The organism is Serratia sp. X10, assembly GCF_017811775.1.
In the GTDB taxonomy this organism is placed as follows: domain Bacteria; phylum Pseudomonadota; class Gammaproteobacteria; order Enterobacterales; family Enterobacteriaceae; genus Serratia; species Serratia ureilytica.
Map to the genome: position 1 here is coordinate 687,530 of NZ_JAEIOH010000002.1, position 25,064 is coordinate 712,593.

At 61.7% G+C, this 25,064-nt stretch carries 31 protein-coding genes; 11 read left to right on the top strand and 20 right to left on the bottom strand.

Annotated elements, in window-relative coordinates; genetic code table 11:
- The 5 genes from J9788_RS08630 to flgA form a co-directional block, all read right to left on the bottom strand.
- Window positions 1–303, bottom strand: coding sequence for a DNA-binding transcriptional regulator (locus J9788_RS08630; protein WP_182264260.1), 303 nt, complete (start codon window positions 301–303; stop codon window positions 1–3).
- Window positions 296–670 (bottom strand): type II toxin-antitoxin system RelE/ParE family toxin, encoded by a 375-nt coding sequence (locus J9788_RS08635; protein WP_182264261.1) that lies wholly within the window; start codon window positions 668–670, stop codon window positions 296–298. The genes J9788_RS08630 and J9788_RS08635 overlap by 8 nt, the downstream gene beginning before the upstream one ends.
- Window positions 671–900: 230 nt before the next feature.
- Window positions 901–1,335 (bottom strand): flagella synthesis protein FlgN, encoded by a 435-nt coding sequence (locus J9788_RS08640; RefSeq protein ID WP_046896592.1) that lies wholly within the window; start codon window positions 1,333–1,335, stop codon window positions 901–903.
- Window positions 1,336–1,375: 40 nt separating this feature from the next.
- Window positions 1,376–1,687 (bottom strand): flagellar biosynthesis anti-sigma factor FlgM, encoded by a 312-nt coding sequence (flgM, locus tag J9788_RS08645; RefSeq protein ID WP_004934832.1) that lies wholly within the window; start codon window positions 1,685–1,687, stop codon window positions 1,376–1,378.
- A gap of 128 nt (window positions 1,688–1,815) precedes the next feature.
- Entirely contained in the window at window positions 1,816–2,469 is a 654-nt protein-coding gene (gene flgA, locus J9788_RS08650; RefSeq protein ID WP_182264262.1) for a flagellar basal body P-ring formation chaperone FlgA, read from the bottom strand.
- Between the two features lie 160 nt (window positions 2,470–2,629).
- Between flgA and flgB the strand changes: the two genes are divergently transcribed.
- The 11 genes from flgB (at window position 2,630) to flgL (ending at window position 12,705) form a co-directional block, all read left to right on the top strand.
- Complete coding sequence (flgB, locus tag J9788_RS08655) at window positions 2,630–3,043, top strand: flagellar basal body rod protein FlgB (protein WP_033643526.1); 414 nt, start codon at window positions 2,630–2,632, stop codon at window positions 3,041–3,043.
- 5 nt (window positions 3,044–3,048) lie between these two features.
- On the top strand, window positions 3,049–3,453 hold the full coding sequence (flgC, locus tag J9788_RS08660) for a flagellar basal body rod protein FlgC (RefSeq protein WP_004934826.1): 405 nt from the start codon (window positions 3,049–3,051) through the stop codon (window positions 3,451–3,453).
- 12 nt (window positions 3,454–3,465) lie between these two features.
- On the top strand, window positions 3,466–4,143 hold the full coding sequence (gene flgD / locus J9788_RS08665) for a flagellar hook assembly protein FlgD (RefSeq protein WP_046896594.1): 678 nt from the start codon (window positions 3,466–3,468) through the stop codon (window positions 4,141–4,143).
- Between the two features lie 54 nt (window positions 4,144–4,197).
- Window positions 4,198–5,421 (top strand): flagellar hook protein FlgE, encoded by a 1,224-nt coding sequence (gene flgE, locus J9788_RS08670; RefSeq protein ID WP_182264263.1) that lies wholly within the window; start codon window positions 4,198–4,200, stop codon window positions 5,419–5,421.
- 12 nt (window positions 5,422–5,433) lie between these two features.
- Window positions 5,434–6,189, top strand: a complete 756-nt coding sequence (locus tag J9788_RS08675) for a flagellar basal body rod protein FlgF (protein ID WP_046896596.1) — start codon at window positions 5,434–5,436, stop codon at window positions 6,187–6,189.
- Between the two features lie 18 nt (window positions 6,190–6,207).
- Window positions 6,208–6,990 carry a flagellar basal-body rod protein FlgG gene (gene flgG / locus J9788_RS08680; protein WP_004934819.1) on the top strand — a complete coding sequence of 261 codons (783 nt, stop codon included), beginning with the start codon at window positions 6,208–6,210 and terminating at the stop codon, window positions 6,988–6,990.
- Between the two features lie 83 nt (window positions 6,991–7,073).
- Entirely contained in the window at window positions 7,074–7,775 is a 702-nt protein-coding gene (gene flgH, locus J9788_RS08685; RefSeq protein WP_004934817.1) for a flagellar basal body L-ring protein FlgH, read from the top strand.
- A gap of 10 nt (window positions 7,776–7,785) precedes the next feature.
- Window positions 7,786–8,886 (top strand): flagellar basal body P-ring protein FlgI, encoded by a 1,101-nt coding sequence (locus tag J9788_RS08690; RefSeq protein WP_004934816.1) that lies wholly within the window; start codon window positions 7,786–7,788, stop codon window positions 8,884–8,886.
- On the top strand, window positions 8,886–9,830 hold the full coding sequence (gene flgJ, locus J9788_RS08695) for a flagellar assembly peptidoglycan hydrolase FlgJ (RefSeq protein ID WP_033632749.1): 945 nt from the start codon (window positions 8,886–8,888) through the stop codon (window positions 9,828–9,830). Before J9788_RS08690 ends, flgJ begins: the two co-directional genes overlap by 1 nt.
- Before the next feature lie 206 nt (window positions 9,831–10,036).
- The gene (gene flgK / locus J9788_RS08700; protein WP_033643519.1) at window positions 10,037–11,686 is read left to right on the top strand and encodes a flagellar hook-associated protein FlgK; all 1,650 of its coding nucleotides are present in this window, start codon (window positions 10,037–10,039) and stop codon (window positions 11,684–11,686) included.
- Between the two features lie 59 nt (window positions 11,687–11,745).
- A complete protein-coding gene (flgL, locus tag J9788_RS08705; protein ID WP_182264264.1) occupies window positions 11,746–12,705 on the top strand; it encodes a flagellar hook-associated protein FlgL in 960 nt (319 codons plus the stop codon).
- A gap of 325 nt (window positions 12,706–13,030) precedes the next feature.
- On the opposite strand, the gene J9788_RS08710 is transcribed toward flgL, so the two are convergent.
- The 15 genes from J9788_RS08710 to fliF form a co-directional block, all read right to left on the bottom strand.
- Complete coding sequence (locus J9788_RS08710) at window positions 13,031–13,357, bottom strand: hypothetical protein (protein WP_241427853.1); 327 nt, start codon at window positions 13,355–13,357, stop codon at window positions 13,031–13,033.
- 279 nt (window positions 13,358–13,636) lie between these two features.
- On the bottom strand, window positions 13,637–13,771 hold the full coding sequence (gene sra, locus J9788_RS08715; RefSeq protein ID WP_013813483.1) for a stationary-phase-induced ribosome-associated protein: 135 nt from the start codon (window positions 13,769–13,771) through the stop codon (window positions 13,637–13,639).
- 355 nt (window positions 13,772–14,126) lie between these two features.
- Window positions 14,127–14,909 carry a flagellar biosynthetic protein FliR gene (gene fliR, locus J9788_RS08720; protein WP_033632754.1) on the bottom strand — a complete coding sequence of 261 codons (783 nt, stop codon included), beginning with the start codon at window positions 14,907–14,909 and terminating at the stop codon, window positions 14,127–14,129.
- Between the two features lie 2 nt (window positions 14,910–14,911).
- On the bottom strand, window positions 14,912–15,181 hold the full coding sequence (fliQ, locus tag J9788_RS08725; protein ID WP_004934803.1) for a flagellar biosynthesis protein FliQ: 270 nt from the start codon (window positions 15,179–15,181) through the stop codon (window positions 14,912–14,914).
- Between the two features lie 21 nt (window positions 15,182–15,202).
- Window positions 15,203–15,964, bottom strand: a complete 762-nt coding sequence (gene fliP, locus J9788_RS08730) for a flagellar type III secretion system pore protein FliP (protein ID WP_033632755.1) — start codon at window positions 15,962–15,964, stop codon at window positions 15,203–15,205.
- Window positions 15,961–16,365: a flagellar biosynthetic protein FliO gene (gene fliO, locus J9788_RS08735; RefSeq protein ID WP_033650868.1), complete on the bottom strand. Its 405-nt coding sequence runs from the start codon at window positions 16,363–16,365 to the stop codon at window positions 15,961–15,963. The genes fliP and fliO overlap by 4 nt, the downstream gene beginning before the upstream one ends.
- Complete coding sequence (fliN, locus tag J9788_RS08740; protein WP_004934799.1) at window positions 16,365–16,781, bottom strand: flagellar motor switch protein FliN; 417 nt, start codon at window positions 16,779–16,781, stop codon at window positions 16,365–16,367. The genes fliO and fliN overlap by 1 nt, the downstream gene beginning before the upstream one ends.
- Complete coding sequence (fliM, locus tag J9788_RS08745) at window positions 16,774–17,778, bottom strand: flagellar motor switch protein FliM (protein WP_004934798.1); 1,005 nt, start codon at window positions 17,776–17,778, stop codon at window positions 16,774–16,776. The genes fliN and fliM overlap by 8 nt, the downstream gene beginning before the upstream one ends.
- A 5-nt stretch (window positions 17,779–17,783) precedes the next feature.
- Window positions 17,784–18,269, bottom strand: a complete 486-nt coding sequence (fliL, locus tag J9788_RS08750; RefSeq protein ID WP_182264266.1) for a flagellar basal body-associated protein FliL — start codon at window positions 18,267–18,269, stop codon at window positions 17,784–17,786.
- 165 nt (window positions 18,270–18,434) lie between these two features.
- Complete coding sequence (locus J9788_RS08755) at window positions 18,435–19,670, bottom strand: flagellar hook-length control protein FliK (protein ID WP_046896598.1); 1,236 nt, start codon at window positions 19,668–19,670, stop codon at window positions 18,435–18,437.
- Complete coding sequence (gene fliJ, locus J9788_RS08760) at window positions 19,667–20,113, bottom strand: flagellar export protein FliJ (RefSeq protein ID WP_033643513.1); 447 nt, start codon at window positions 20,111–20,113, stop codon at window positions 19,667–19,669. The genes J9788_RS08755 and fliJ overlap by 4 nt, the downstream gene beginning before the upstream one ends.
- 20 nt (window positions 20,114–20,133) lie before the next feature.
- Window positions 20,134–21,495: a flagellar protein export ATPase FliI gene (gene fliI, locus J9788_RS08765; RefSeq protein ID WP_004934781.1), complete on the bottom strand. Its 1,362-nt coding sequence runs from the start codon at window positions 21,493–21,495 to the stop codon at window positions 20,134–20,136.
- Window positions 21,495–22,199, bottom strand: coding sequence for a flagellar assembly protein FliH (gene fliH / locus J9788_RS08770; protein WP_182264267.1), 705 nt, complete (start codon window positions 22,197–22,199; stop codon window positions 21,495–21,497). Before fliH ends, fliI begins: the two co-directional genes overlap by 1 nt.
- Window positions 22,192–23,184, bottom strand: coding sequence for a flagellar motor switch protein FliG (gene fliG, locus J9788_RS08775; RefSeq protein WP_004934775.1), 993 nt, complete (start codon window positions 23,182–23,184; stop codon window positions 22,192–22,194). The genes fliH and fliG overlap by 8 nt, the downstream gene beginning before the upstream one ends.
- On the bottom strand, window positions 23,181–24,875 hold the full coding sequence (fliF, locus tag J9788_RS08780; protein ID WP_182264268.1) for a flagellar basal-body MS-ring/collar protein FliF: 1,695 nt from the start codon (window positions 24,873–24,875) through the stop codon (window positions 23,181–23,183). Before fliF ends, fliG begins: the two co-directional genes overlap by 4 nt.
- Window positions 24,876–25,064 lie beyond the last annotated feature (189 nt).

Genomic DNA, 25,064 nt, shown 5'->3' on the forward strand with positions numbered 1-25,064 from the left:
TCAGGCCAGAATTTGCAGGCCGTTGCGTTCCACCAGCGTCAGCAGTTTCATCGCGGCGGAGTTCGGTTGTGCTTCGCCGCGCTCCCATTTCTGCACCGCCTTTTTGCTGACGTTGAGATACAGCGCAAACACCGGCTGACTGACGTTTTCCCGTTCGCGCAGCGCGCGGATCTCGGCCGGCCCGAACTGCTTCACCGGCCGCAGGCACAGCATGTCGAAGGTGCGCATGGTCACGTCATCGACGAAACCGGCGTGATGCAGGCCCTGAACTTCCTGGTGGATCTCGGCAAGAATTTTACTCATCGCTTAGCCTCCGTAACTCCCTGTTGTTGACCAGCTGGTAGAGTCTGAATGGCGAATAATCCAGATACAGCGCAGCCAGATGTTTCAATCCCCGTAACTCATCCGTACTGATGTTTTCTCTCTCACTTTTGGCAAAGCCGCGCATAAAAAACAGGCGGTCTTCATCGCGAAAAACGATCAGTACCCGATAGCCGCCACGTTTGCCCGCACCAGCCCGAGCGATGCGCTTTTTGTATACGCAACCGCCAAGATTGGCGTCGTACAGCTGATGTTGCATCTCTCGCGCAGCTTTCACTATCGTGGCGTCGCTAATGCGCTCGCGTGCGGCAAAACCTTGAAAGGTTTTGGTGAGATAAATGTCGGCCATTCGCTCTCCCTGCGAATCTATACCCTCTAAGGGTATATTTCAAGTGATTTAAAAATAACCACAGGGTGACAAGCGGCCAAAGGGAAAGAAACAGCCAAATTCACGCCATGCGCAGCCTGGCGCAAAGCCTTAAGTGAATTCAAAGTGTGATAGGGATAAAATGCGACGGGATGCGCAGAAGCCGGTTAACGCATGCCCGGTGATAGGCTCACCGGGCGAAATGAGTCAGGTCAAACGCCGATTTTTCTGCCGAGCAGGCTGCCGGCGTGCGACTGGCCGTCCGGGCCATACAGCGATTTGTTGTTTTTGCTGAGGATGGCCAGCGCCTGAGCGTTATGGTCGATCTGCTGATTGAGCAGCAGGCCGTTGTGCTGGTTCTTTTCGCGCAGCGTTTGGCTTAGCAATTGAACGCGCTGCCAACGATCGGCCAGAGGGGTGTGGCTGGCATAGGGCGCGCGTTGCCCGCAGTTTTTTTCCTGCCCCAGGCGCTGTTGCTCGAGGTAGGCGACCGTCGCCAGCAGTTGGCTTTTGGCATCGGTTACGCGCTGCAAGGCCACGCCCGGCAGCTGGCCGGAGCATAACAGATCGTGCTCTTCTTCCAGCACGCCATTGAGCGTCTGCAGCGTTTCCAACAGTTTGTCCAGCAGTTGTGCCAGCTTTTCCATAGTGATGACTTATCCTTTACCGCTACCCGCCGCCGCGTTGTCAGTCGCGTCCGGCGATCCATTGAACATCGCTCTGCGCGTCTTGCAGCAGTGCGTCGGCGATTTTGCCGGCGTCCATCTTCAGTTCACCGTTGCGGATCGCCTGTTTGATGGCCTCGACCCGGCCCATATCGATATCCTGGGTGCCTGGCTGCATCAGGCGCGCCTGCGCCTCGCTCAGTTTGACCTGCGTGCCGCTGACGGCGGTTTCGGCCACGGCGGCCTTACGCGGCTGGAGCGGGTTGTCTGCCGGGGTTTCACGCGGTTGCACAGTGGAAACCGGCTGTAACCGCTGGGTGCGATCGATACTCATGGTCCATCTCCGTTTACGCCGTGACCGCTCTCGGCGACGACGCTGCAATGAAAGTGTTGCGGCCCTGGTGGCCAATAAAATGCTGCTTGATTTGTCTTATCGGCAAGGTTTGCGGAACCTTTACTTTTTTATAACGTAATGCGAATCGCGCCGTCGTTTCCGACCACGCCGCTGACGATTTGCCCGGACGCCATGCGCACGCGCACGCTGTCTTCGGCGGCGGCGTTGTTCATCGCCTTACCCGCGCCGCTGATGCTGAATCCTTCGCCCTGTGCATTGACCTGCACCGATTGCCCGGCCTTGATAATCCAAGCCCGGCGCAGCATGGCGAGGGTCAGCGGCTGGCCGGGGCTGATGTTGCGCAGGCTGACGGCGCCTAACGCTTTGCCCGCTTCGGTCAGCGCGCGCGGCGGCAGGGTATCGAGCCGACCTTCTTTCAACGTCAGGTCCGCCGCCGTCAACCGGCTGCCGGCGTTGATGCCGCGCGCCGAAACGAGATAGCGGCCGAACACCTGCACCTGCGTCTGGATAAAGCGCCGCTCCTGGCCACAGCGCGCCGAAATGCTGACGTTGCCGCCGATCCGCGCGTTGGGCGGCAGCGACAGCTGCGGCAGTTCGCAAGCGGGCCATTGGTTCGGCGGCGTGCGCACCCGCACTTTTACCTGTACCGGTTCGCCGCTGAACTTGCCTTGGATGAAGCTTTCGATTTGCGTCACCAGATCGCCGGCGCGCGCGTTCAGACTGCACAGCAGGCCGATAAGCAGCAGCATTTTACCTTTCATCGTCATCTTCTCAAGCTTCATCGGGATACGCGTAAGTGTACCCGCAGCGCGCGCAGGCTAAGCAGATAAATAGCGCCCCATTTTGCGTTTATTCCCGCGATAGGGTAGCGCGGAGGGCGTTTATGCTGTCGACTCCAAATTCTAACCTCGCGGAGGGAGCATGCTCGACAAACTGGACGCGGCTCTGCGCTTTGGCCAAGAGGCGCTGAACTTGCGCGCCCAGCGGCAGGAAATTCTGGCCGCCAACATCGCCAACGCAGACACACCGGGTTATCAGGCGCGGGATATCGATTTCGCCAGCCAATTGAACAAAGTGATGGAGCAGGGGCGCGTCAGCGGTAACGGCATGGCGCTCAACCTGACGGCGGCGCGCCATATCCCGGCGCAGACCCTGCAGCCGCCGCAGCTCGATCTGCTGTTCCGGGTGCCGGATCAGCCGTCGATGGACGGCAACACGGTGGACATGGATCGCGAACGCACCAACTTTGCCGATAACAGCCTGAAATATCAGACCGACCTGACGCTGCTCAACGGTCAGATCAAAGGGATGATGTCCGTACTGCAACAAGGATAAGGCGCATGTCTTTACTGAATATTTTTGATATCTCCGGCTCGGCGTTATCGGCGCAGTCTCAGCGCATGAACGTCAGCGCCAGCAACATGGCCAACGCCGACAGCGTGACCGGCCCGGACGGTGAACCTTACCGCGCCAAGCAGGTGGTATTCCAGGTCGCGGCGGCGCCGGGACAGCCGACCGGCGGTGTGCGCGTCGCCCAGGTGGTGGACGATCCGGCGCCCGAGCGCCTGGTGTATCAGCCGGGCAACCCGCTGGCGGACGCCAAGGGGTATGTGCGCATGCCGAACGTCGACGTAGTGGGGGAAATGGTCAACACCATCTCCGCTTCCCGCAGCTATCAGGCCAACGTCGAGGTGCTCAATACCACCAAGTCGATGATGATGAAAACCCTGACGCTGGGTCAGTAACCGGAGGTTCCCATGGCTATCGCCGCAACCACGAACGAGTCGTTGGACAACACCGTCATCGGTAACAACAGCAAAAATACCAACAGCCAGGATCTGCACAACAGCTTCCTGACGCTGCTGGTGGCGCAGTTGAAAAACCAGGATCCGACCAATCCGATGCAGAACAACGAACTGACCTCGCAGCTGGCGCAGATCAACACCGTTCAGGGCATCGAAAAACTCAACACCACGCTGGGGTCGATCTCCGGCCAGATCAACAGCAATCAGTCGCTGCAGGCCACCGCGCTGATCGGCCACGGCGTGATGGTGCCGGGCAGCAACATTCTGGTCGGCAGCAAAGACGGCAAAGTCAGCACCACGCCGTTCGGCGTGGAACTGGAGCGCGCCGCCGATCAGGTGACCGCCACCATCACCAACGCCAGTGGGCAGGTGGTGCGCACCATCGAAATCGGCGGTCTGACCGCCGGCGTACATGCCTTCACCTGGGACGGTTCGCTGGATGACGGCTCCACCGCCCCCGACGGCGCCTACAAAGTGGCGATTAACGCCAAAGGCAACGGCGAGCAGTTGGTGGCGCGCAGCCTGCACTTCGGCCTGGTGAACGGCGTGATCCGCGATGGCAACGGCGCCAAGCTGGATCTCGGTCTGGCGGGCAACGCCACCCTGGAAGACGTGCGACAGATCTTATAACCCTAAGCATCAGGCTCAATCGGACGATAGCCTGACCACTATTCGGAGAATAACATGGCTTTTTCTCAGGCAGTCAGCGGCTTGAACGCGGCAGCAACCAACCTGGACGTGATCGGTAACAACATCGCCAACTCCGCGACCGCGGGCTTCAAATCCGGCAGCGTCTCCTTTGCCGACATGTTCGCCGGTTCACAGGTCGGTCTGGGCGTTAAGGTGTCCGGCATCACCCAGAACTTCAAGGGCGGCACCACCACCGGCACCAGCCGCGCGCTGGATATCGCCATCAACGGCAACGGTTTCTTCCGCATGCAGGATAAAGATGGCGGCATATTCTATACCCGCAACGGCCAGTTCAAACTGGACGAGAACCGCAACCTGACCAACATGCAGGGCCTGCAGCTGACCGGCTATCCGGCGGCCGGTTCCCCGCCGACCATCCAGCAGGGCGCCAACCCGGTGCCGCTGAGCATTCCTGAAGGCATGATGAACGCCAAGGCGTCCACCTCCGGCGAGATGGTGACTAACCTGAAGTCCACCCATAAAGTGCCGGAGAACAAGACGTTCGATCCGACCAAGCAGGACAGCTACAACTACGTCAACACCATCACCGCCTACGACTCGCTGGGTAACGCGCACAACATCAATGCTTACTTTGTGAAGACCGAAGACAACAAGTGGCAGGTCTACACCCAGGACGGCAGCGCCGCGCCGGTTGACGCCGGCACCATGGAGTTCAGCACCAGCGGCAACCTGGTGAAAACCACCAGCACCAACGGCGCGCCGGGCGAGTTCAGCATGGTGATCCCGATGACCGCCAAAGACGGCGCGCCGGCGCAAAACTTCACCCTGAGCTTCGCCGGCAGCATGCAGCAGAACGTGGGCAGCGACTCGGTGAGCAAGGTGGCGCAGGACGGCTATGCCGCCGGTGAATACACCAACTTCCAAATCAACAACGACGGCACCGTCGTTGGGATCTACTCCAACCAGCAGACCCAGGTGCTGGGCCAGATCGTCATGGCCAACTTCTCCAACCCGGAAGGGCTGGCGTCGCAGGGTGATAACGTTTGGCAGGAAACCGGCGCGTCCGGCCAGCCGCGCGTCGGTCTGTCGGGCGGCGGCGGCTTCGGCAAGCTGACCAGCGGCGCGCTGGAATCTTCCAACGTCGATCTGAGCCAGGAGCTGGTGAACATGATCGTCGCACAGCGTAACTACCAGTCCAACGCCCAGACCATCAAGACGCAGGACTCCATTCTGCAGACGTTGGTTAGCCTGCGCTAATAGGGTCGAGTTATGGATCACGCGATTTATACCGCGATGGGCGCGGCGCGCCAAACGCTGGAGCAGCAGTCCATTACCGCCAACAACCTGGCCAACGCGTCGACGCCGGGCTTTCGCGCCCAGCTCGCCGCGCTGCGCGCGGTGCCGGTTGACGGCCCGAGCCTGGCGACGCGCACGTTGGTGACTGCCTCGACGCCGGGCGCTGACATGAGCCAGGGGGCGCTGAACTATACGGCGCGCCCGCTGGACGTGGCGCTGCAGCAGGACGGTTTCCTGGCGGTGAGCCTGCCGGGCGGTGGTGAAGCCTATACCCGCAACGGCAACATCCAGATCTCCTCCACCGGGCAGTTGACGGTGCAGGGGCTGCCGGTGATGGGCGACGGGGGGCCGATCGAGGTGCCGCCGTCGGCGGAGATCACCATCGCCGCCGACGGCACCATTTCGGCGCTGAATGCCGGCGATCCGCCGAACACCATCGCGCAGATCGGCCGCCTGAAGCTGGTGAAAGCCGACGCGCGCGAAGTGATGCGCGGTGACGACGGGCTGTTCCGCCTGACGCCGGAAACCCAACAGCTGCGCGGCAATCAGTTGCAAAACGATCCACAGGTGCGGGTAATGCCCGGGGTGCTGGAAGGCAGCAACGTCAAGCCGATGGAGACCATGGTCGACATGATCGCCAACGCCCGCCGTTTTGAAATGCAAATGAAGGTCATCCACAGCGTGGATGAAAACGAACAGCGTGCCAACTCACTGCTCTCAGTGAGCTAAGCAGCAAGGAAATAACCGATGATTCCATCCTTATGGATTGCCAAAACCGGTCTGGACGCGCAGCAGACCAACATGGACGTGATCGCCAACAACCTGGCGAACGTCAGCACCAACGGCTTCAAACGCCAGCGTGCGGTATTTGAAGATCTCCTGTACCAGACCATGCGTCAGCCGGGGGCGCAGTCCTCCGAGCAAACCACGCTGCCTTCCGGTCTGCAGATCGGCACCGGCGTGCGTCCGGTGGCGACCGAACGTCTGCACAGCCAGGGCAACCTGTCGCAGACCAACAACAGCAAAGACGTCGCCATCAAGGGACAGGGGTTCTTCCAGGTGATGCTGCCGGACGGCACCCAAGCCTACACGCGCGACGGCTCGTTCCAGATCGATCAGAACGGCCAGCTGGTCACCTCCAGCGGTTTCCAGGTGCAGCCGGCGATCACCATCCCGGCTAACGCGCTGTCCATTACCGTCGGCCGCGACGGCATCGTCAGCGTCACCCAGCAAGGGCAAACCGCCGCCCAGCAGGTGGGGCAACTGACGCTGACGACCTTTGTCAACGACAGCGGTCTGGAGAGCGTGGGCGAGAACCTGTATCAGGAAACCGAAAGCTCGGGCGCGCCGAACGAGAGCACGCCGGGGCTGAACGGCGCCGGTCTGCTGTATCAGGGCTACGTGGAGACCTCCAACGTTAACGTGGCGGAAGAGCTGGTCAACATGATCCAGACTCAGCGCGCTTACGAGATCAACAGCAAAGCGGTATCGACTTCCGATCAGATGCTGCAAAAGCTGACGCAACTGTAATCTGTCATTGACGGGCCCGGCTTGCCGCGCCCGTCATTCTCTTTCGTGAAACAAAGGCGATACCCGTGGTAACCACATATTCGATGGCAATCCTGCCGCGGCAGGGACAACGCTGGCTGGCGGGAATGGTGATGCTGACGCTGAGCGGCTGCGCTTATATTCCGCATAAACCGCTGGTGGACGGTGCGACCACGGCGCAGCCCGCGCCGGCCAGCGCGCCGATGCCGAACGGCTCGATCTTCCAGACGGTGCAGCCGATGAACTACGGCTATCAGCCGCTGTTCGAAGACCGCCGTCCGCGCAACGTCGGCGACACCCTGACCATCGTGCTGCAGGAAAACGTCAGCGCCAGCAAGAGCTCCTCCGCCAATGCCAGCCGCAACGGCGCCAGCAAGTTCGGCGTCGCCACCTCGCCGCGTTACCTTGACGGCCTGTTGGGCAATGCGCGCGCCGATATGGACATTTCCGGCGACAGCACCTTCGGCGGCAAGGGCGGCGCCAACGCCAACAACACCTTCAACGGCACCATTACGGTGACGGTCAACCAGGTGCTGGCCAACGGCAACCTGCACGTGGTGGGGGAAAAGCAGATCGCCATCAACCAGGGCACCGAATTCATTCGTTTCTCCGGCGTCGTCAACCCGCGCACCATCAGCGGCAACAACTCGGTCACCTCAACGCAGGTGGCGGACGCGCGGATCGAATACGTCGGCAATGGCTATATCAACGAGGCGCAGACCATGGGCTGGCTGCAGCGCTTCTTCTTAAATGTTTCACCGTTCTAAGGATTGACTGATGCTGAAAAAATGGTTTATCGCGCTGTGCGTCGGGCTGGTGTGCTTGCCGGCGGCGGCGGAGCGCATCCGCGATCTGGTGACGGTGCAGGGCGTGCGAGACAACGCCCTGATCGGCTACGGCCTGGTGGTAGGGCTGGATGGCTCCGGCGACCAGACCATGCAGACGCCGTTCACCACCCAAAGCCTGAGCAATATGCTGTCGCAGCTGGGCATCACCGTGCCGCCGGGCACCAACATGCAGCTGAAAAACGTGGCGGCGGTGATGGTGACCGCCAAACTGCCGCCGTTCTCGCGCGCCGGGCAGAACATCGACGTGGTGGTCTCATCAATGGGCAACGCCAAGAGCCTGCGCGGCGGCACCTTGCTGATGACGCCGCTGAAAGGCGTGGATAACCAGGTCTATGCGCTGGCGCAGGGCAACGTGCTGGTCGGCGGCGCGGGCGCGGCGGCCGGCGGCAGCAGCGTGCAGGTCAACCAGTTGGCGGGGGGGCGCATCAGCAACGGCGCCACCATCGAGCGCGAGCTGCCGACCACCTTCGGCAGCGGCGGCGTACTCAACCTGCAGCTGAACGACGAAGACTTCACGCTGGCGCAGCAGATCAGCGACGCCATCAACCGCCAACGCGGCGGCGGCACCGCGACGCCGCTCGACGCCCGCACCATTCAGGTGCTGGTGCCGCAGGGCAACAGCTCTCAGGTGCGTTTCCTGGCGGAGATTCAGAACATCACCGTCAACGTCGGCGCGATGGACGCCAAGGTGATCATCAACTCGCGCACCGGGTCGGTGGTGATGAACCGCGATGTGATCCTCGATTCCTGCGCCGTCGCCCAGGGCAACCTGTCGGTGGTGGTCGATCGGCAGAACACCGTCAGCCAACCGACGACGCCGTTCGGCGGCGGCCAGACGGTGGTGACGCCAAACACCCAGATCTCGGTGCAACAGCAGGGCGGGTCGCTGCAGAAGGTGAACGCCAGCGCCAACCTGAACAACGTCATTCGCGCGTTGAACGCGCTGGGCGCCACGCCGATCGATCTGATGTCGATCCTGCAGGCGATGCAGAGCGCCGGCTGCCTGCGCGCCAAGCTGGAAATCATCTGATGGCGGGCGATCTGATGGCGATGTCGGGCGCGGCCTATGACGCCCAGGCGCTGAACGGCCTGAAGCGCGACGCGGCGGCCGACCCGCAGGGCAACCTCAAGCAGGTGGCGCAGCAGGTGGAAGGCATGTTCGTGCAGATGATGCTGAAAAGCATGCGTTCCGCCTTGCCGCAGGACGGGGTGTTGAGCAGCGATCAAACGCGGCTCTATACCTCGATGTACGATCAGCAAATCGCCCAGCAGATGTCGCAAAAAGGGCTGGGGCTGGCCGACATGATGGTCAAGCAGATGAGCAACGCCAATACGGTGCCGAGCGAAACCGCGGGCTTGTCGCCGATGGCGCTGGACAACGAGGTGCTGCAAACGCTGCCGAACCAGGCGCTGGAGCAGATGGTGCGCCGGGCGATGCCGAAAGCCCCGCCGGCCGCCGCGCCGCTGTCGCTCAACAACGGCAACTTCGTCGCTCGTCTGTCGATACCGGCGAAGGTCGCCAGCCAGCAGAGCGGCATTCCGCATCAGCTGATCGTCGCGCAGGCGGCGCTGGAATCCGGCTGGGGGCAGCGCGAGATCCCAACCTCAGACGGCACGCCGAGCTACAACCTGTTCGGCATCAAGGCCGGCGGCAGCTGGAGCGGGCCGGTGACGGAGATCACCACCACCGAGTTCGAACAGGGCGCGGCGAAGAAGGTGAAGGCGAAGTTCCGCGTCTACGGCTCGTACGTCGAAGCGATCGCCGATTACGTCAAACTGCTGACCAACAACCCGCGCTACGCCGACGTGGCCGCCGCGCGCAGCCCGGAGCAGGCGGCGCATGCGCTGCAGCGCGCCGGGTACGCCACCGATCCCCAGTACGCCAGCAAGTTGGTCAGCGTGATTCAGCAGATGAAGAGCGCGGGGGAGCAGGCGGTGAAAGCTTACACCCACGATCTGAAAGATTTGTTCTAAATCCCCGTCATTCTTGACGCCGCTGCGGCGCCAATTATTTAGGGGATAGGCGGTAATGAAGGCTCGCTGGATGCTGACCGCGTTACCGCTTTTTTTCCTCAAGTTCTTCTCATTTTTGCCGATAACCGAAACAGGCTGAGCGAACAGGCTCAGCAGCTCAATTAAGAACCCTGTGGGCCACCGGCGCCGCAGCATAAGGAATTCCGATGTCCAATAGCTTAATCAATACCGCGATGAGCGGGCTGAATGCGGCTCAGGTGGCGCTCAGTACCGTCAGCAACAACATCTCCAACTACAACGTGGCGGGCTACAACCGTCAGACCGCGATCCTGGCGCAGAACGGCGGCATGGCCACCATGAGCGGCTTTATCGGCAACGGCGTGACCGTCACCAGCGTCAACCGCGAATACAACCAGTTCATCACCAACCAGCTGCGCGGCGCGCAAAGCGCGTTCGGGGCGCAAAACGCCTATTACGAGAAGATTTCGCAGATCGACAACCTGTTGGCGAGCAAGACCAACCCGCTGTCGACCAACATGCAGGATTTCTTCACCAACCTGCAGAACCTGGTGAGCAACGCCGGTGACGACGCCGCGCGCCAGACGGTGCTGGGCAAGGCCAACGGCCTGGTGAACCAGTTCAACAACACCGACAAATTCCTGCGCGACATGGACAACGGCGTCAATCAGCAGATCAGCGATACGGCGCAGCAGATCAACAGCTACGGCCAACAGATCGCCAAGCTGAACGACGAGATCACCCGTTTGCGCGGCAGCGCCGGCGGCGAACCGAATGCGTTGCTGGATCAGCGCGATCAGCTGGTCACCGAATTGAACCAGCTGGTGGGCGTACAGGTCACGCAACAGGACGGCGACGCCTATACCGTTTCCTTCGCCAACGGGTTGACCCTGGTGCAAGGCAGCAATACGTATCAGGTGGAAGCCGTGCCTTCCAGCAGCGATCCTTCCCGTCTGACCATCGGCTATAACCGCGGCAACGGCGCCAGCGAAGTGCCGGAAGGCCAGATCACCAGCGGCACGCTGAGCGGCGTGCTGAAATTCCGCAGCGAAACGCTGGACGGCGTGCGCAATCAGCTGGGCCAGTTGGCGCTGGCGATGGCGGACAGCTTTAACCAACAGCATCGCGCCGGCTTCGATCTGAACGGTGACGCGGGCGGCGACTTCTTCAGCTTCAGCGGCGGCCGGGTGGTGGATAACACCCGCAACACCGGCGACGCGTCGCTGTCGGTCTCTTACACCGATACCGGCAAGGTGAAGGCCAACGATTATCGCGTCGAGTTCGACGGCAGCAACTGGCAGGTCAGCCGTCTGCCGGACAACGTGAAAGTCAACGCGACGCCGGGCACCAGCGCCGACGGTAAACCGACGCTGAACTTCGACGGGTTGGAAGTGAGCATTGACGGCAATGCGCAGGCCAAAGACAGCTTCACCGTGAAACCGGTCAGCGACGTGGCGGGCAACCTGAAAGTGGCCATCACCGATTCGTCCAAGATCGCCGCCGCCGGTAAAGACGACAGCGGCCGCGGCGATAACGAGAACGCCAAGAAACTGCTGGATCTGCAAACCAAAAACCTGGTGGACGGCAAAGCGACCCTGAGCGGCGCTTACGCCGGCATCGTCAGCGGCGTCGGCAACCAGACCGCCGCCGCCAAGGCCATCGCCACGTCGCAGGCCAAAATCGTCACCCAACTGGGCGCGCAACAGCAGTCGATGTCCGGCGTCAACCTTGACGAAGAGTACGGTGAACTGCTGCGTTTCCAGCAGTACTACATGGCCAACGCGCAGGTGATTCAGACCGCCAGCTCGCTGTTCGACGCGCTGCTGAACATTCGTTGATTTCATTGTTAATCGGCGCCGATAACGGCACCGGTCGCTCAGAGTAAGGAACCCACAGCATGCGCATGAGTACCGGCATGATGTACCAACAAAACATGAACGGCATCACGGGCAACCAGTCGCTGTTCATGAAGGCCGCCGAGCAGCTTTCCTCCGGCAAGCGAGTGATCAACCCGTCCGACGATCCCTTGGCGGCGTCGCGCGCGGTGATGCTGTCGCAGTCGCAGGCGGAAAACAGTCAATACACGCTGGCGCGCACCTTCGCCCGTCAGAACGTGTCGATGGAAGAAACGGTATTGGCCGGCGCGACCTCCACCATCGCGGACATGAAGGCGTTGATCGTCAACGCCGGCGGCACCGAAAGCGATAACGATCGCCAGTCGCTGGCCACCCAGCTGCAGGGGTTGAAAGATCAGCTGCTGAACCAGGCCAACAGCACCGACGGCAACGGCCGCTATATGTTCGGCGGGTATGTGAACGACAAGGCGCCGTTCGTCGACAATGGCGGCACCGTCAGTTACCAGGGCGGCGACAAGACGGTTGAGCAGAAAGTGGACGCTAACCGCACCATGACCATCGGCCATACCGGCAACGCGGTGTTCATGTCGTTGACCAGCAATCCGAAGCCCGAGCCGGACGGCAGCGCGCCGGTCAGCAACATATTCGAGAGCATCGATATTGCGCTGAACGCGCTGAAAACCCCGCTGCAGGGCGCCGACGAGGCCACCAAGCAGCAGGTGAACGATGCGCTGGCGAAAGCCAACCGCGGTCTGGACAACTCCTACAACAACGTGCTGAGTGTGCGCGCCGAGCTGGGCAGCCAGCTGCAGGAGATGGATCAGTTGGACAGCATCGGTAAAGAGCGTGACATGACCAATCAGATCCAGATGAGCGCGCTGACGGATGCCGATCTGGCCGAGTCTATCTCGTCCTACTTCATGCAGCAGGCGGCGCTGCAGGCGTCGTATAAAACCTTCAGCGATATGCAGGGCATGTCGCTGTTCCAGATGAATCGTTAAGAGCAATACCCCGTTGCCTGACCGCGACGGGTTTCCCTTTAGTGCGCTTAGAAAACGCCTTCTCCGCCCCGCGGGGAGGGAGGCTTCTTGAAACCGGGCGCACTCGTTTGGCGCGTCGCTCGTTCTCCCACTACTGACTGAGTGACGCGCCTTTTTTTGTCTGCGTGTTCCCCATTCACCTTAAGCCTTAGCGGAAAGGCACGCCGCGATCGTTGCCGGACCCTTTAGTGCATTGACTGCCTATGTTGACGAAGGCTGAGGCCGGCGCCGCTCATCCGTTGCATTTCTGCTCTGGCCAGTTCTCTCAACATAGGTCGATCTCCTGTTAACGCGACTTGGCGTTATTTTTAGGGCTGTTGTTTTCGATTTGAGGCTTGCGGCTCTCATTGAACAGCCACCGTATTGGCGTATAGAGGCACTCGGCCAACTTCCATGAGCCAAATAAAGTAAACGGGATGATGACGAAACTATCGACGCCAGGCGGAAGAACAAATAATCCCCAGGAAAAGCCCAGCGTATTTAAAATAGTGCTCATGATCAAAAGGGCGATGCCGCTGATGAATAAATCACTCAGCTGGAATTTTATCTTCATATTTACACCGATTATATTTGAGCGAGGCTTGCAGCGTGCTGTCTGCAAGGTTTCTTCCAATATAACGCTGGGGGAGTAAGGTGAGAAATCGATTTTTCTTGTCAGTGAATAAATAAGGGGTGTGAGTAAATTAAATCATTAATACATTGTTTTTAAATTTAACGCGGCAGTCAGGGTGATGTGGCGCGTTATTTCCTTCCTAAGAATAAAGTACACCGGCACGGTTTGCCGGCGAGTGATGAGTGTGGGTCCCGGGCTGCCGATGCGGCGCCGCGTCGAATGACGTTGCAGAAGCCGGATAGGGGGCAACCCGGAATTTTTGCTACAGGTCCTGCGCGATTATTTCTTTTTCTTCACCACTTTCCATTTTCCGCCATCGCTGGTCTCGGTGAAGGAAACTCTAAACTTGTTGCTTTTCCAGTGGGTCAAACCGAATAATCGGCGTGCCTTGCGGTTGCTTTTTGCTTTAATCATGATGTCGCTCCTGTAGTTAGCAAAGGTCGATGCTGCGCCCTGCAGCCGGCAGGCTGCCGGACGCATTTATTCAGGGTGTAAGTTATCTGCCGCGCATTTGACTCTGCGTGGCTGCGTTATTTTATTTTTCTCTAATCAATAAGTTTATATTATCGCCGCGGGTGACTGACGGGGTGCGGGCGATATTTTTTCTACCGGGTCTATTTTAGGTCGGGGTTTTATTTATTCAAGCCGCCGGAGACATTTGAACCTTAATCCGGATAAAAGACGTTTCTCAGGCTTTTGTCCCAAGAAAACGGTTTTATTGCCATTTTGTCTCAGGCGGAAGAGGGGGAAAGGAAGGGGCCGCAGGGGCTCAGAAGGTCATGCCGCCGATCACCGCCGCCAGTCGATCGAAGATTTCACCGAACAGGTGCTCACAGAACGGCGCCAACATCGGCATCATCATGCCCAGCGTCATGATGCCGAAGGTCATGGTGACCGGGAAACCGATCACGAAGACCGACAGCTGCGGCGTCATGCGGTTGAGCAGGCCGAGCGCCATGTTGAGCGTTAACAGCAGGCAGATCAGCGGCAGCGCCAGCATCATGCCATTGATGAAGATCAGCGAGCCGACCTGAGTCAACACCAGGAAGCCGTTGCCGTTCAGCGGCTGCGTTTGGATCGGCAGGGTGTGGAAGCTGTCCGCCAGCAGCGAAATCAGCCACAGATGGCCGTCAAAGCTGAGGAACAGCAACATCGCCAGCAGGTTGAGCAGGCGCGCCAGCACTGGCATGTTCGGGCCGCCGCTGGGATCGAAGAAGGTGGCGAACGACAGTCCCATCTGCATGCCGATCACTTCCCCCGCCAGGCGCACCGCCGCGAAGGCGAACTGCATGGTTAACCCCAGCGCCACGCCGATCAGAATCTGCTGAATCGCCAGCCACAGGCCGGCGGCGGAGAAGATGGGGATATTGCTGGCGGGCAGCGTCGGCGCAATCAGGATGACGATCAGCCCGCCAAGGCCGATTTTGACCTTTTTGCTGATTTGCTTTTCGCTGAATATCGGCGCGGTGCTGATCAGCGCCAGAATGCGCAGCAGCGGCCAAAAGTAGTGGCTGAGCCAGACGGTGAGCTGGGCGCTGTCGAAGGTGAGCACGGTCAGCCGATCAGGGTAGGCAGGTTGCTGAACAGGGTGCGCATATAGTCCAGCAACAGATTCAACATCCAGGGACCGGCGATGATGATGGTGGCCACCACCGCCAGAATTTTAGGGATGAACGACAGCGTCATTTCGTTGATCTGGGTGGCGGCCTGCAGCAGGCTGACGACCAGGCCGCTGATCAGCGCCGCCAGCAGCAGCGGGGCGGCCAGCGCCAGCGCGACTTTCATCGCTTCGGTGCCGAGCGCCATAACCGATTCAGGTGTCATCTCGCTTTCTCCGGTCAGGGGTTACGAATAGAAGCTCTGCGCCAGCGAGCCGAGCAGCAGCTGCCAGCCATCGACCAGCACGAACAGCATCAGCTTGAACGGCAGCGAGATGGTGGCGGGCGGCACCATCATCATCCCCAGCGCCATCAGCACGCTGGCGACCACCAGGTCGATAATCAGGAACGGAATGAACACCGTAAAGCCGATCTGGAAGGCGGTTTTCAGTTCGCTGGTGACGTAGGCGGGCAGCAGGATGCGCATCGGCACCGCTTCCGGGCCGGCCAGCGGCGGCTGATTGGCCAGTCTGGCGTACAGCGCGAGATCGGTTTCGCGCGTTTGCCGCAGCATGAATTCGCGCAGCGGCTGCGCGCCTTTATCCAGCGCGACTTCCAGCCCGATTTTGTCCTGGCTGAACGGCAGATAGGCATCCTGATAAACCTTGTCGAACACCGGCGACATGATGAAGAAGGTCAGGAACAGCGCCAGCCCCAGCATCACCTGGTTCGGCGGCGCCGACGGCGTGCCCAGCGCGTTGCGCAGCAGGCCGAGCACGATGATGATGCGGGTGAAGCTGGTCATCATCAGCAGCATGGCCGGCAGGAAGGTCAGCGAGGTCAACAGCACCAGCGTCTGCACCGGCAGCGACCAGCTCTGGCCGCCGTTGGCCAGCGGCTGGCTGATCAGCCCCGGCAGTTGCGCGAAAGCCGCCGGGCTGATGAACAGCAGGGCGGCAGGGAGCCAAACCGCCGGGCGGCGGACGAGGGTATGAAGAGTCGAGGTCATGCCGATTTTTCCGGGCGTTTCAGAACTTTTTGCATCAGTTGGCGGAAGTCCGCCGGCGTCGCCGCGTCGGCTTCGCCTGCGTCTTTCGGCGGAGCGGGCAGGGTGTGCAGCGGGGTGATCTGCTGGGCGGTGACGCCCAATACCAGCAGGGTGTCGTCGACTTCCACCACCACCACGCGCTCGCGCTGTCCGACCTGGCAACTGGCGCGCAGGTTAAGCAGTTTGTTGTTGCGCGCCTGCGGGGCGAAACCCAGCCGACGGAACAGCCAACCGGCCAGCAGGATCAGCAGCAGAATGCCGCCGAGCGCGCTGCTGACCTGCATCAACACCGAACCGGCCGGCAGGGCCGGCGCGGCGGGCGGTTGGGTGCTTTGGACGGTAACGGGCGCCGCGGCGGTCATCAGCGGCTCAGTCGACGCATGCGTTCGGATGGGGTGATGATGTCGGTGATGCGCACGCCGAACTTGTCGGCCACCACCACCACTTCACCTTGCGCGATCAGGTAACCGTTGATCAGGATATCCAGCGGTTCGCCGGCCAGGCCGTCCAGCGCCACCACCGAGCCTTGCGACAGGCGCAGCAGCTCTTTGATGGTCATCTTGGTGCGCCCCAGTTCCACGGTCAGCTTGACCGGAATATCCAGGATCAGGTCGATATCCTGCAGGCTGCCGAGCGCATCCTGAGCTTCCAGCGACTTGAACACCCCTTCGGTGCTCGCGCCGGATTTCTCTGAAGACTGCTGCTCGTTAAACGCATCAGCCCACAGATCGTCTACGGATTCCTTTCCTTCGCCAGACGGTTGCTTAGGATCACTCATTGGGCTGTTCCTCACTCAGAGCATTCAAAATAGGGTTAATCAAATGTTCAACACGCAGGGCGTATTGCCCGTTTAACGTGCCGTATTGGCTGGTCAGAACCGGTACGCCGTCCACATGGGCGATCAGGCGTTCCGGCTTGTCTATCGGTAATACATCGCCCGGTTGCAGCTTCAGGACTTTCGACAGTCGCATCGGGATATCGACGAAGTTGGCGATCAGCTCCAGTTCGGAGTGCTGCACCTGCTTCACCAGCGTTTCGCGCCAGTGGCTGTCTTCCTGCCGCGAATTTTCCAGCGGCGGGTTGGTCAACAGCTCGCGCAGCGGTTCGATCATCGCGAATGGAATGCAGATGTTGAACTCGCCGGTCAGCGCGCCGATCTCCACCTGGAACGGCGTGGTGACCACGATGTCGTTCGGCGAGGTGGTGATGTTGGTGAACTTCACCTGCATTTCTGCGCGCACGTACTCCACGTCGATCTTGTAGATGGCGCTCCAGGCGTCGCCGTAGGCGTCCAGCGCCAGGCGCAGCATGCGCTTGATCACCCGCTGTTCGGTCGGAGTGAACTCGCGGCCTTCGACCTTGGTCGGGAAGCGGCCGTCGCCGCCGAACAGGTTGTCGACGGCGATGAACACCAGGCTCGGCGCGAACACGAATAGGGCGGTGCCGCGCAGCGGGTTCAGATGCACCAGGTTCAGGTTGGTCGGCACCGGCAGGTTGCGGGCGAACTCGTGATACGGCTGGATTTTGATCGGGCCGACGGTAATGTCCGGGCTGCGGCGCAGCAGGTTGAACAACCCCATGCGGAACTGCCGGGCAAAACGTTCGTTGATGATTTCCAGCGCGTGCAGACGCTCGCGCACCACGCGGCGCTGGGTGTTCGGATCGTAAGGCTTGACCTCGCTCTCTTTGCCGACCACCGCTTCGGGTTCGTCACCCGCGCTGTCGCCGTTGAGCAAGGCGTCGATCTCTGCCTGTGAAAGAATGCTATCGCCCATAGTGATTACCGCAGTATGAAGGCGGTGAACAGCACGTCGCTGACCACCTGCTTCGGTTGTCCCTTAACCAGCGGCGGGCTGAGCACATCCTTAATCTGCGCCACCAACTGTTGCTTCCCTTGTTCATTGGCCAGCTGGCTCGCTTCCTGGCGGGAAAGCAGCATCAGCAGACGGCTGCGCACTTCCGGCAGAAAATCGTTCAGCTGACGGCGGGTACTTTCGTCCGGCAGACGCAGCGTGAGGCCGATGTACAGCACGCGATCCGGATTGTTGTCCGGCGTCACCAGATTGACGGTAAAGGTGTCGAGCGGCATGAACACCGGCGCCGCCGGCGGTTGTTCTTTGACGGCGGCCGGTTCGGCACCGTTTTTATGCTGTTGCAGCAGCCACCAGCTGTAACCCGCGGCGCCACAGGCGACGATGCTGATCAATACCAGCAGGATGACCAGAAGGGGGCGTTTCGGTGCTGCCGGAAGGGAGTTCTGAGACATAGCCAAATCTAATTCCTGTTGTTCCACCCGAGGCCTGCGAGGCGGCGGGCATAGCGCGCGGCAAAGCCGCACGCATGACATGTAAAGGTATTATCGCGTCTATTACGGCGTGCAATAGCCTGAATAAACGCGCAAATGGGTGCCAGCTTGGGCGTTTGCAGCGGCTCAGGCGAAAATATCGACGCCGTTGACCGCGCTGGCCATGCGCTGCAACGCCACCGGCGCGCTGACGCCGTCGGCGGCCGCAGCCTCGCCGCCATGATGTTCAGCATAGCTGGAACGCCCCTGGCCATTGGAAGCCTGCTGCTGCGCCTGTTGCCATTGCGGGGTGGACTCGCCCCCCACGCTGCTCTGCCCCAGGTTGATGCCGCTCTCGGCCAGCGCGTGACGCAGCTGCGGCATCGCCGCTTCCACCGCCGCGCGCACCTGACCGTGGGCGGAGGCAATGTGCAATTGCGCCTGCTGATCGTCCAGTTTCAACGTGATCTGCAAAGCGCCCAGCTCCTGCGGGTGCAGGCGCAGCTCGGCGCTTTGCTGGCCGTTGCGGTGGAACATCAGCACCTGTTGGTTCAACGCCTGCTGCCATTCCGGGCTGCCCAGCTGCGCGTTGAGCTGCGGCGCGGGCGGCGCTGTCACCAGCGCGCCGGCCGGGGCGGCCGTTTGCGTTGGGCTGGCGGCGGCCAGGGCGACGGCGTGATTGAGCGTCGTCGGTTGCTGCGTATCGCTCGCCGGCAGCGGTTGAGCGGCACTGGCGCGCTCGCCGCCGGTCGGCTGCGGGAGCGCCGCCGTGGCGGTATCGCCGTCCGGAGCCGGGGTTTTAGCGTTGGTCACCGTCGTGGCGGCTGACGCCGACGAGCGCGCGGCGGTTTTATCGCCGGCTGCCGCGATGTTCAGCAGGCCGTTGCCGTGCTGCAGCGCAGTCGCATCGTCAGCGTTTTCCACCGGCAGCGGCCGCTGGCCGTCGGCCGGTAGAGTCTGGGCGACGATCGCGGCCGGCAGCATGGCGTACAGCGCCTGCAGCGTCGCGGCATCCAGCTCTTTGGCCGCGGCGATCGGCGGCTGCGCCGGTTTATCGCCGGCGACGGGGACGGGCGCGTCGGCCTCGGGGCGTTCAGATGAAAGCGCATCGGCTGAGATTGCCGGGTTCTGCAGCAGGCCGCCGCGCTCGCCGAAGGCGGCCAGCAGTTGATTGAGCTGGTTGCGGCTCAGGGCCGGGGCGCGTTCATCGTCCGCGCTCAGTGCGACCGGCGGCTGTTTGCCATCGGCTGCGGGCGCGAAACGCGCGCCGAGCAGCTGAGCGAATGCCGTCGACAGTTGGCTCTCATCCAGCGCCGACGTCAGTTCGGCCAGGCCGCCGGCATCGCCGGGTAAGGTCAGGCCGGGCAGGGCGTTCAGATTCATGGGTTGATATTCCTTTGTGCACTGCGTTGAGCGAACTCATCCATCAGTTTTTGATCCCGTTTATTCTCCTGCTGCTGCTCCGCATTTAAGGCGCGGGTATGCAGGGTCTCGAAGGCGTTCAGCCGCTGTTGTTTGTCTTGCCATTGCTTCACCGCATGATCCACTTTCTGCCCCCACTGCAGCAGCTGCTGGCGGTGCTGGTCGATGGCCTGTTCCAGCGTGCCGATAAACTGCTGGTAATTTTGCCAGCGTGAGCTGTCCATGCCGTCGCAGAGCGTATGATTCAGCTTCTGGCGGTATTCGTCCTGATAGTTGAGCAGCATCGACAGCTGTTGCTCCGCCGCCTGCTGCGCCTGCCGAACCTGGCCCAGCTGTTGCGCGGCTTGTTCCACCGCGTCCTGCGCCAGATCGCGCAGGGTAATCAGGGGTGACTGTGATTTCATCGCTCTGCGCCTCTGTGACGTTAAACAATCAACTGCTGCAGCTGTTGACAGGCTTCATCATAGCCGCTGCGTTCAAAGATGCCCTGTTGCAGGTACGCCTCCATCTGCGGGTACAGCGTCATCGCTTTGTCCAGCAACGGATCGCTGCCGGCCGCGTAGGCGCCGACGCTGATCAGATCGCGGTTGCGCTGATAGCTGGCCAGCATCTGTTTGAAGGTGCGAACCCGGCGATAATGCTCTTCGTCGATCAGCGACGTCATGGCGCGGCTGATTGACGCTTCGATGTCGATAGCCGGGTAGTGGCCGGCCTCCGCCAGGCGTCGGGACAGCACCACGTGGCCATCGAGGATGGCGCGCGCCGAGTCGGCGATCGGGTCTTGCTGATCGTCCCCCTCGGTCAACACGGTGTAGAAGGCGGTGATGGAACCGCCGCCGCTGATGCCGTTGCCCGCGCGTTCCACCAGCGCAGGCAGTTTGGCGAAGACCGAAGGCGGATAACCTTTGGTCGCCGGCGGTTCGCCGATGGCCAGGGCTATCTCACGCTGCGCCATGGCGTAGCGGGTGAGGGAATCCATGATCAGCAACACGTGCTGCCCGCGATCGCGGAAATCTTCGGCGATGCGGGTGGCGTAGGCCGCCCCCTGCATGCGCAGCAGCGGCGATACGTCCGCCGGCGCGGCGATCACCACCGAGCGCGCCCGGCCTTCGGCGCCGAGAATGTTCTCGATAAAGTCTTTGACCTCGCGACCACGTTCGCCGATCAGGCCAACGACGATCACATCCGCCTGGGTGTAACGGGCCATCATGCCGAGCAGCACGCTCTTGCCGACGCCGGAACCGGCGAACAGGCCCATGCGCTGGCCGCGACCGACGGTCAGCAGACCGTTGATGGTGCGCACTCCCACGTCCAGCACCTGCTCGATCGGCGTGCGCTGCAAGGGGTTGAACGGCGCGGTGATCAGCGGCGCGCGGTAACCGGTTTCCGGGGAGGGCAGGCCGTCGAGCGGTTTGGCGCTGCCGTCCAGCACGCGCCCCAGCAGCGCCGGGCCGAGCGGCAGCTGTTTGCCGGCGCTTTGGCCTTCCGGCGCAATGCGGGCGTAAACCCGCGCGCCCGGCACGATGCCTTCCACTTCTTCCAACGGCATCAGGAACAGCCGCTGGCCGTTGAAACCGACCACTTCGCTTTCCACTTCCTGCACCTCACCGGCGTCGTGCCGTTCGATGAGGCAGGTCGCGCCGAGCGGCAACTGCAGCCCGGTGGCTTCCAGCACCAGCCCGGTGGCACGGGTCAGGCGGCCGTAGCGGCGTACCGTCGGCGCGCGGGCGATGCGCTTTTCCAGCGTATCCAGAGAGCTCAGCCAGCGGCCGAGACGCGCGGTCATCAGACTTCTCCCGGTGCCGCCAGGCGACACAGTTCATGCCAGCGCGTCGCCAGGCTGGCGTCGAGATCGCCTTCTTCGGCGCTGACCTTGCAGCCGCCCGGGTGCAGTTCGCCGTCCGCCAGCAGGCGCCAGCCGTGCAGACTGAGGGTGACCCCCAGCTGCTGCTCGACGCGTTGGTAGTCGTCCGGGTGGACCCGCAGCTGCGGCTTGCCGTTGAACATCGGCTCCTGCTGAATCAGCTGTTGGATCTGCGCGAGCAGGGCGGTGCCGTCGCACACCGGCGGCTGGCCCAGCACCTGTTTGGCGGCGGTCAACGCCAGCTGCATCAGCCGCGAAGCGATCACGCTGTCGAGCGCGTCCAACGTGTGCTGGAATTCGGTGACCAACTGCTGCCAGTGGGCGGTCAGCGGCTGTTGCTGCTGCTGCGCTTCCAGCAGCCCTTGTTGACGGCCTTCTTCCAGACCGGACTGAAAACCGGCCTCATAGCCTTTTTGCTGGCCGTCGGCATAGCCCAGCTGCTGGCCCTGTTGCTCGGCCTGCAGCCGCAGCGTCGCCAACTGCTGTTGCAATTCGGCCTGCGCGTCCGGCGACGGATCGCTGTGTTCGAGATCCGCCAGCGGCGGCAGTTCGAACGCCGGTTTCTGTTCGCCCAAATCGTTGAGCGACCAGGGCTGCCAGGGCAGGGTGTTAATGCGATCAGACATAGGTGTCCTCGCCGCCGCCGATGATCATTTCGCCGGTTTCCGCCAGGCGTCTCACCACCAACAGGATGGCTTTCTGCTCGTTCTCCACCTGCGACATGCGCACCGGGCCACGGTTGGCCAGATCGTCGCGCAGGATGTCGGCGGCACGTTGCGACATGTTCTTGAGGAACTTCTCGCGCAGCGGCTGTTCGGCGCCTTTCAGCGCGATCAGCAGCGACTCGCCTTCCACTTCCTGCAGCAGGCGCTGGATGCTGCGATCGTCGACTTCCACCAGGTTTTCGAACAGGAACATCTCGTCGATGATCTTCTGCGCCAGCTCGCCGTCGTATTCGCGCATCGCATCGATGACCGCTTCTTCCTGCTGGGTTTTCATCAGGTTGATGATCTCGGCGGCGGTGCGCACCCCGCCCATTTTGCTGCGTTTGAGGTTCTGGCCGTCGAGCAGGTTGTTCAGCACCTCGGTCAGTTCCGCCAACGCCGCCGGCTGCACGCCGCCGAAGGTGGCGATACGCAGCATCACGTCGTTGCGCAGGCGTTCGTCGAACAGGGCCAGAATATCCGCTGCCTGGCCGCGTTTGAGGTGCACCAGAATGGTGGCGATGATCTGCGGGTGTTCGTCGCGGATCAGGTCGGCGGCGCTCTGCGGCTCCATAAAGTTGAGCGTTTCCATGCCGGTGGTGGTCTCGCGCGATTCGAGAATGTCTTCCAACAGGCTGGCGGCGCGCTCTTCGCCCAGCGCCTTGACCAGCACCGAACGCAGATAGTCGCTGGCGTTCACGCTCAGCGCCGCGTATTGCTCGGCGTCGTCTTCAAACTCGGTCAGTATTTCGCCGAGCTGTTTGTGCGACACCTGGCTCATGCCTGCCATGGTGCCGCTCAGCAGCTGTACTTCGCGCGAGGAGAGGTGTTTGAACACCTCCGCCGCGCGATCTTCACCCAGCGTCATCAGCAAGATGGCGCTTTTGTCGGTTCCGGTCAGGCTCATATCTCGTTACTCATCCATTGGCGGATTACCAGAGCGACCACGCGCGGGTCTTTGTCAGCCAGATCGCGGATCCGCTGGCTCTGGACTTCTGCGCTGACGCGCTGCTGCGATTTACGACGCTGCGCCAGCTCCTCGTTGCTCGGTTTGCTGCTGTCGACCGCTTTGGCGGCAGGCGCGTTGGCGGCGGCGAGGGCGGCCTGTTGCGCCGCCTGGCGCTGTTGCAGCTGCGGCCGCACCAGTTTGCGCCACAGCAGCCAGGCAACCAGCAGCACCAGCAGATAACGGCCGGCGTCGATCAGACGATCGATGAACGACTGACTTTGCCAGAACGGCAGTTCACCGCCGGTCACCTGAGCGTCGGTAAACGGCGTGTTGACCACGTTCAGGGTATCGCCACGGCTGCTGGAGTAGCCCATCGCTTCACGCACCAGCGCTTCGATCTGCGCCAGCTGTTCTTTGCTCATCGGCTGCGGTTTGCCGTCTTTATCCGCGCCGAGGTAGTTGACCACCACGGCGACCGACAGACGCTGCACGGTGCCGGCTTTTTGCTGGGTATGACGGATGGTGCGATCGAGCTCGTAGTTGGTGGTCGCGTCGCGACGGGTATTTTGCGGCACGCCGCTGGCCGCCGCGCTGCGGGTGGTCGCGGCGTTTTGCGCGGTGGCGTTGGCGTTATTGCCCGCCGCCGGCTTGGCGGTTTCAATCGGCGCCGTAGGCGGAGCGCTCGGTTGGTTGGACAGCGCGCCCGGCACGCCGCCGACCTGCGGCCCGCCGATCTGCTCGCTCAGGCTGGTTTGCTGTGAGCGGATGGCGGCTTTATCCGGCTGCTGGTTAGGTTGGTACTGTTCATCGGTTTGTTCGCGCGTGGCGAAGTCGATCTGCGCCGTGACCTGCGCACGCACGTTGGCGCTGCCGACCACCGGGGCGAGGATCGCTTCGATGCGGCGCTGGAAGCCGTTTTCGACTTCGTTGGCGTATTTCAGCTGCGAAGCGTTGAGATCGCGCCCGGTGCCGTCGGACTGGGTCAGCAGGCGGCCAGCCTGATCGACCACGGTCACGTTGCCCGGCGGCAGACCGGCGACGCTGCTCGACACCATATAAACGATGGCGTTGATCTGGCCGTCGTCCAGCGCACGGCCGGGTTGCAGGGTCAGCGTTACCGAGGCGGAAGGGGATTTTTGTTCGCGCACGAACAGTGAAGGTTTAGGCAGCGCCAGGTGAACGCGGGCGTTTTGCACCGGTCCCAGCGATTCGATAGTGCGCGACAGCTCGCCCTCGAGGGCGCGCTGATAGTTAATCTGCTCGCTGAACTGGCTGATGCCGAATTTTTCCTGATCCAGCAGTTCGAAGCCGACGGCGCCGCCTTTCGGCAGCCCCTGCTGCGCGAGGCGCAAACGGGTTTCATGCACCTTTTCCGCCGGGATCAGCAGCGCTGCGCCATTCTCGGCGAAGCGATAAGGGATATTCATCTGCGTCAGCTGGGTGACGATGGCGCCACCGTCGCGGTCGTTCAGATTGCTGTACAGCACGCGGTAGTCGGGGCTTTTCACCCACAACAGCAGTGCGACGACGATCGCGATCGCGGCGGAAGCGGCGACCAGCAACGGAATTTTCGGGTTGGCGCGCAGACGGTTCCAGATGGCCTGCAGGCCGTTGTCGCGGCTTTCGCCGGCGGTTATCGAAGCACTCATTTTAGGTCTCGTCCTTCAATGGCGCTCACGATCCCGTACGGGCCGCTGAGCAGCTCCCTGCCAGGCTGATGAACGGTATGGTTTGCGTTGTGTGACAAAACAGACTCCCTGATACACATATCTTCTAAATAGCGGCGCTCCCATTTCTGGGCAGGCCATTATTCGCCTTATCAGACAATTCCGATTGCC

Excerpts from the sequence above, each read along its gene's own strand:
- J9788_RS08630 (WP_182264260.1), bottom strand. The coding sequence starts at position 303 with ATGAGTAAAATTCTTGCCGAGATCCACCAGGAAGTTCAGGGCCTGCAT.
- J9788_RS08635 (WP_182264261.1), bottom strand. The coding sequence starts at position 670 with ATGGCCGACATTTATCTCACCAAAACCTTTCAAGGTTTTGCCGCACGC.
- J9788_RS08640 (WP_046896592.1), bottom strand. The coding sequence starts at position 1,335 with ATGGAAAAGCTGGCACAACTGCTGGACAAACTGTTGGAAACGCTGCAG.
- flgM (WP_004934832.1), bottom strand. The coding sequence starts at position 1,687 with ATGAGTATCGATCGCACCCAGCGGTTACAGCCGGTTTCCACTGTGCAA.
- flgA (WP_182264262.1), bottom strand. The coding sequence starts at position 2,469 with ATGAAAGGTAAAATGCTGCTGCTTATCGGCCTGCTGTGCAGTCTGAAC.
- flgB (WP_033643526.1), top strand. The coding sequence starts at position 2,630 with ATGCTCGACAAACTGGACGCGGCTCTGCGCTTTGGCCAAGAGGCGCTG.
- flgC (WP_004934826.1), top strand. The coding sequence starts at position 3,049 with ATGTCTTTACTGAATATTTTTGATATCTCCGGCTCGGCGTTATCGGCG.
- flgD (WP_046896594.1), top strand. The coding sequence starts at position 3,466 with ATGGCTATCGCCGCAACCACGAACGAGTCGTTGGACAACACCGTCATC.
- flgE (WP_182264263.1), top strand. The coding sequence starts at position 4,198 with ATGGCTTTTTCTCAGGCAGTCAGCGGCTTGAACGCGGCAGCAACCAAC.
- J9788_RS08675 (WP_046896596.1), top strand. The coding sequence starts at position 5,434 with ATGGATCACGCGATTTATACCGCGATGGGCGCGGCGCGCCAAACGCTG.
- flgG (WP_004934819.1), top strand. The coding sequence starts at position 6,208 with ATGATTCCATCCTTATGGATTGCCAAAACCGGTCTGGACGCGCAGCAG.
- flgH (WP_004934817.1), top strand. The coding sequence starts at position 7,074 with ATGGCAATCCTGCCGCGGCAGGGACAACGCTGGCTGGCGGGAATGGTG.
- J9788_RS08690 (WP_004934816.1), top strand. The coding sequence starts at position 7,786 with ATGCTGAAAAAATGGTTTATCGCGCTGTGCGTCGGGCTGGTGTGCTTG.
- flgJ (WP_033632749.1), top strand. The coding sequence starts at position 8,886 with ATGGCGGGCGATCTGATGGCGATGTCGGGCGCGGCCTATGACGCCCAG.
- flgK (WP_033643519.1), top strand. The coding sequence starts at position 10,037 with ATGTCCAATAGCTTAATCAATACCGCGATGAGCGGGCTGAATGCGGCT.
- flgL (WP_182264264.1), top strand. The coding sequence starts at position 11,746 with ATGCGCATGAGTACCGGCATGATGTACCAACAAAACATGAACGGCATC.
- sra (WP_013813483.1), bottom strand. The coding sequence starts at position 13,771 with ATGATTAAAGCAAAAAGCAACCGCAAGGCACGCCGATTATTCGGTTTG.
- fliQ (WP_004934803.1), bottom strand. The coding sequence starts at position 15,181 with ATGACACCTGAATCGGTTATGGCGCTCGGCACCGAAGCGATGAAAGTC.
- fliP (WP_033632755.1), bottom strand. The coding sequence starts at position 15,964 with ATGACCTCGACTCTTCATACCCTCGTCCGCCGCCCGGCGGTTTGGCTC.
- fliO (WP_033650868.1), bottom strand. The coding sequence starts at position 16,365 with ATGACCGCCGCGGCGCCCGTTACCGTCCAAAGCACCCAACCGCCCGCC.
- fliN (WP_004934799.1), bottom strand. The coding sequence starts at position 16,781 with ATGAGTGATCCTAAGCAACCGTCTGGCGAAGGAAAGGAATCCGTAGAC.
- fliM (WP_004934798.1), bottom strand. The coding sequence starts at position 17,778 with ATGGGCGATAGCATTCTTTCACAGGCAGAGATCGACGCCTTGCTCAAC.
- fliL (WP_182264266.1), bottom strand. The coding sequence starts at position 18,269 with ATGTCTCAGAACTCCCTTCCGGCAGCACCGAAACGCCCCCTTCTGGTC.
- J9788_RS08755 (WP_046896598.1), bottom strand. The coding sequence starts at position 19,670 with ATGAATCTGAACGCCCTGCCCGGCCTGACCTTACCCGGCGATGCCGGC.
- fliJ (WP_033643513.1), bottom strand. The coding sequence starts at position 20,113 with ATGAAATCACAGTCACCCCTGATTACCCTGCGCGATCTGGCGCAGGAC.
- fliI (WP_004934781.1), bottom strand. The coding sequence starts at position 21,495 with ATGACCGCGCGTCTCGGCCGCTGGCTGAGCTCTCTGGATACGCTGGAA.
- fliH (WP_182264267.1), bottom strand. The coding sequence starts at position 22,199 with ATGTCTGATCGCATTAACACCCTGCCCTGGCAGCCCTGGTCGCTCAAC.
- fliG (WP_004934775.1), bottom strand. The coding sequence starts at position 23,184 with ATGAGCCTGACCGGAACCGACAAAAGCGCCATCTTGCTGATGACGCTG.
- fliF (WP_182264268.1), bottom strand. The coding sequence starts at position 24,875 with ATGAGTGCTTCGATAACCGCCGGCGAAAGCCGCGACAACGGCCTGCAG.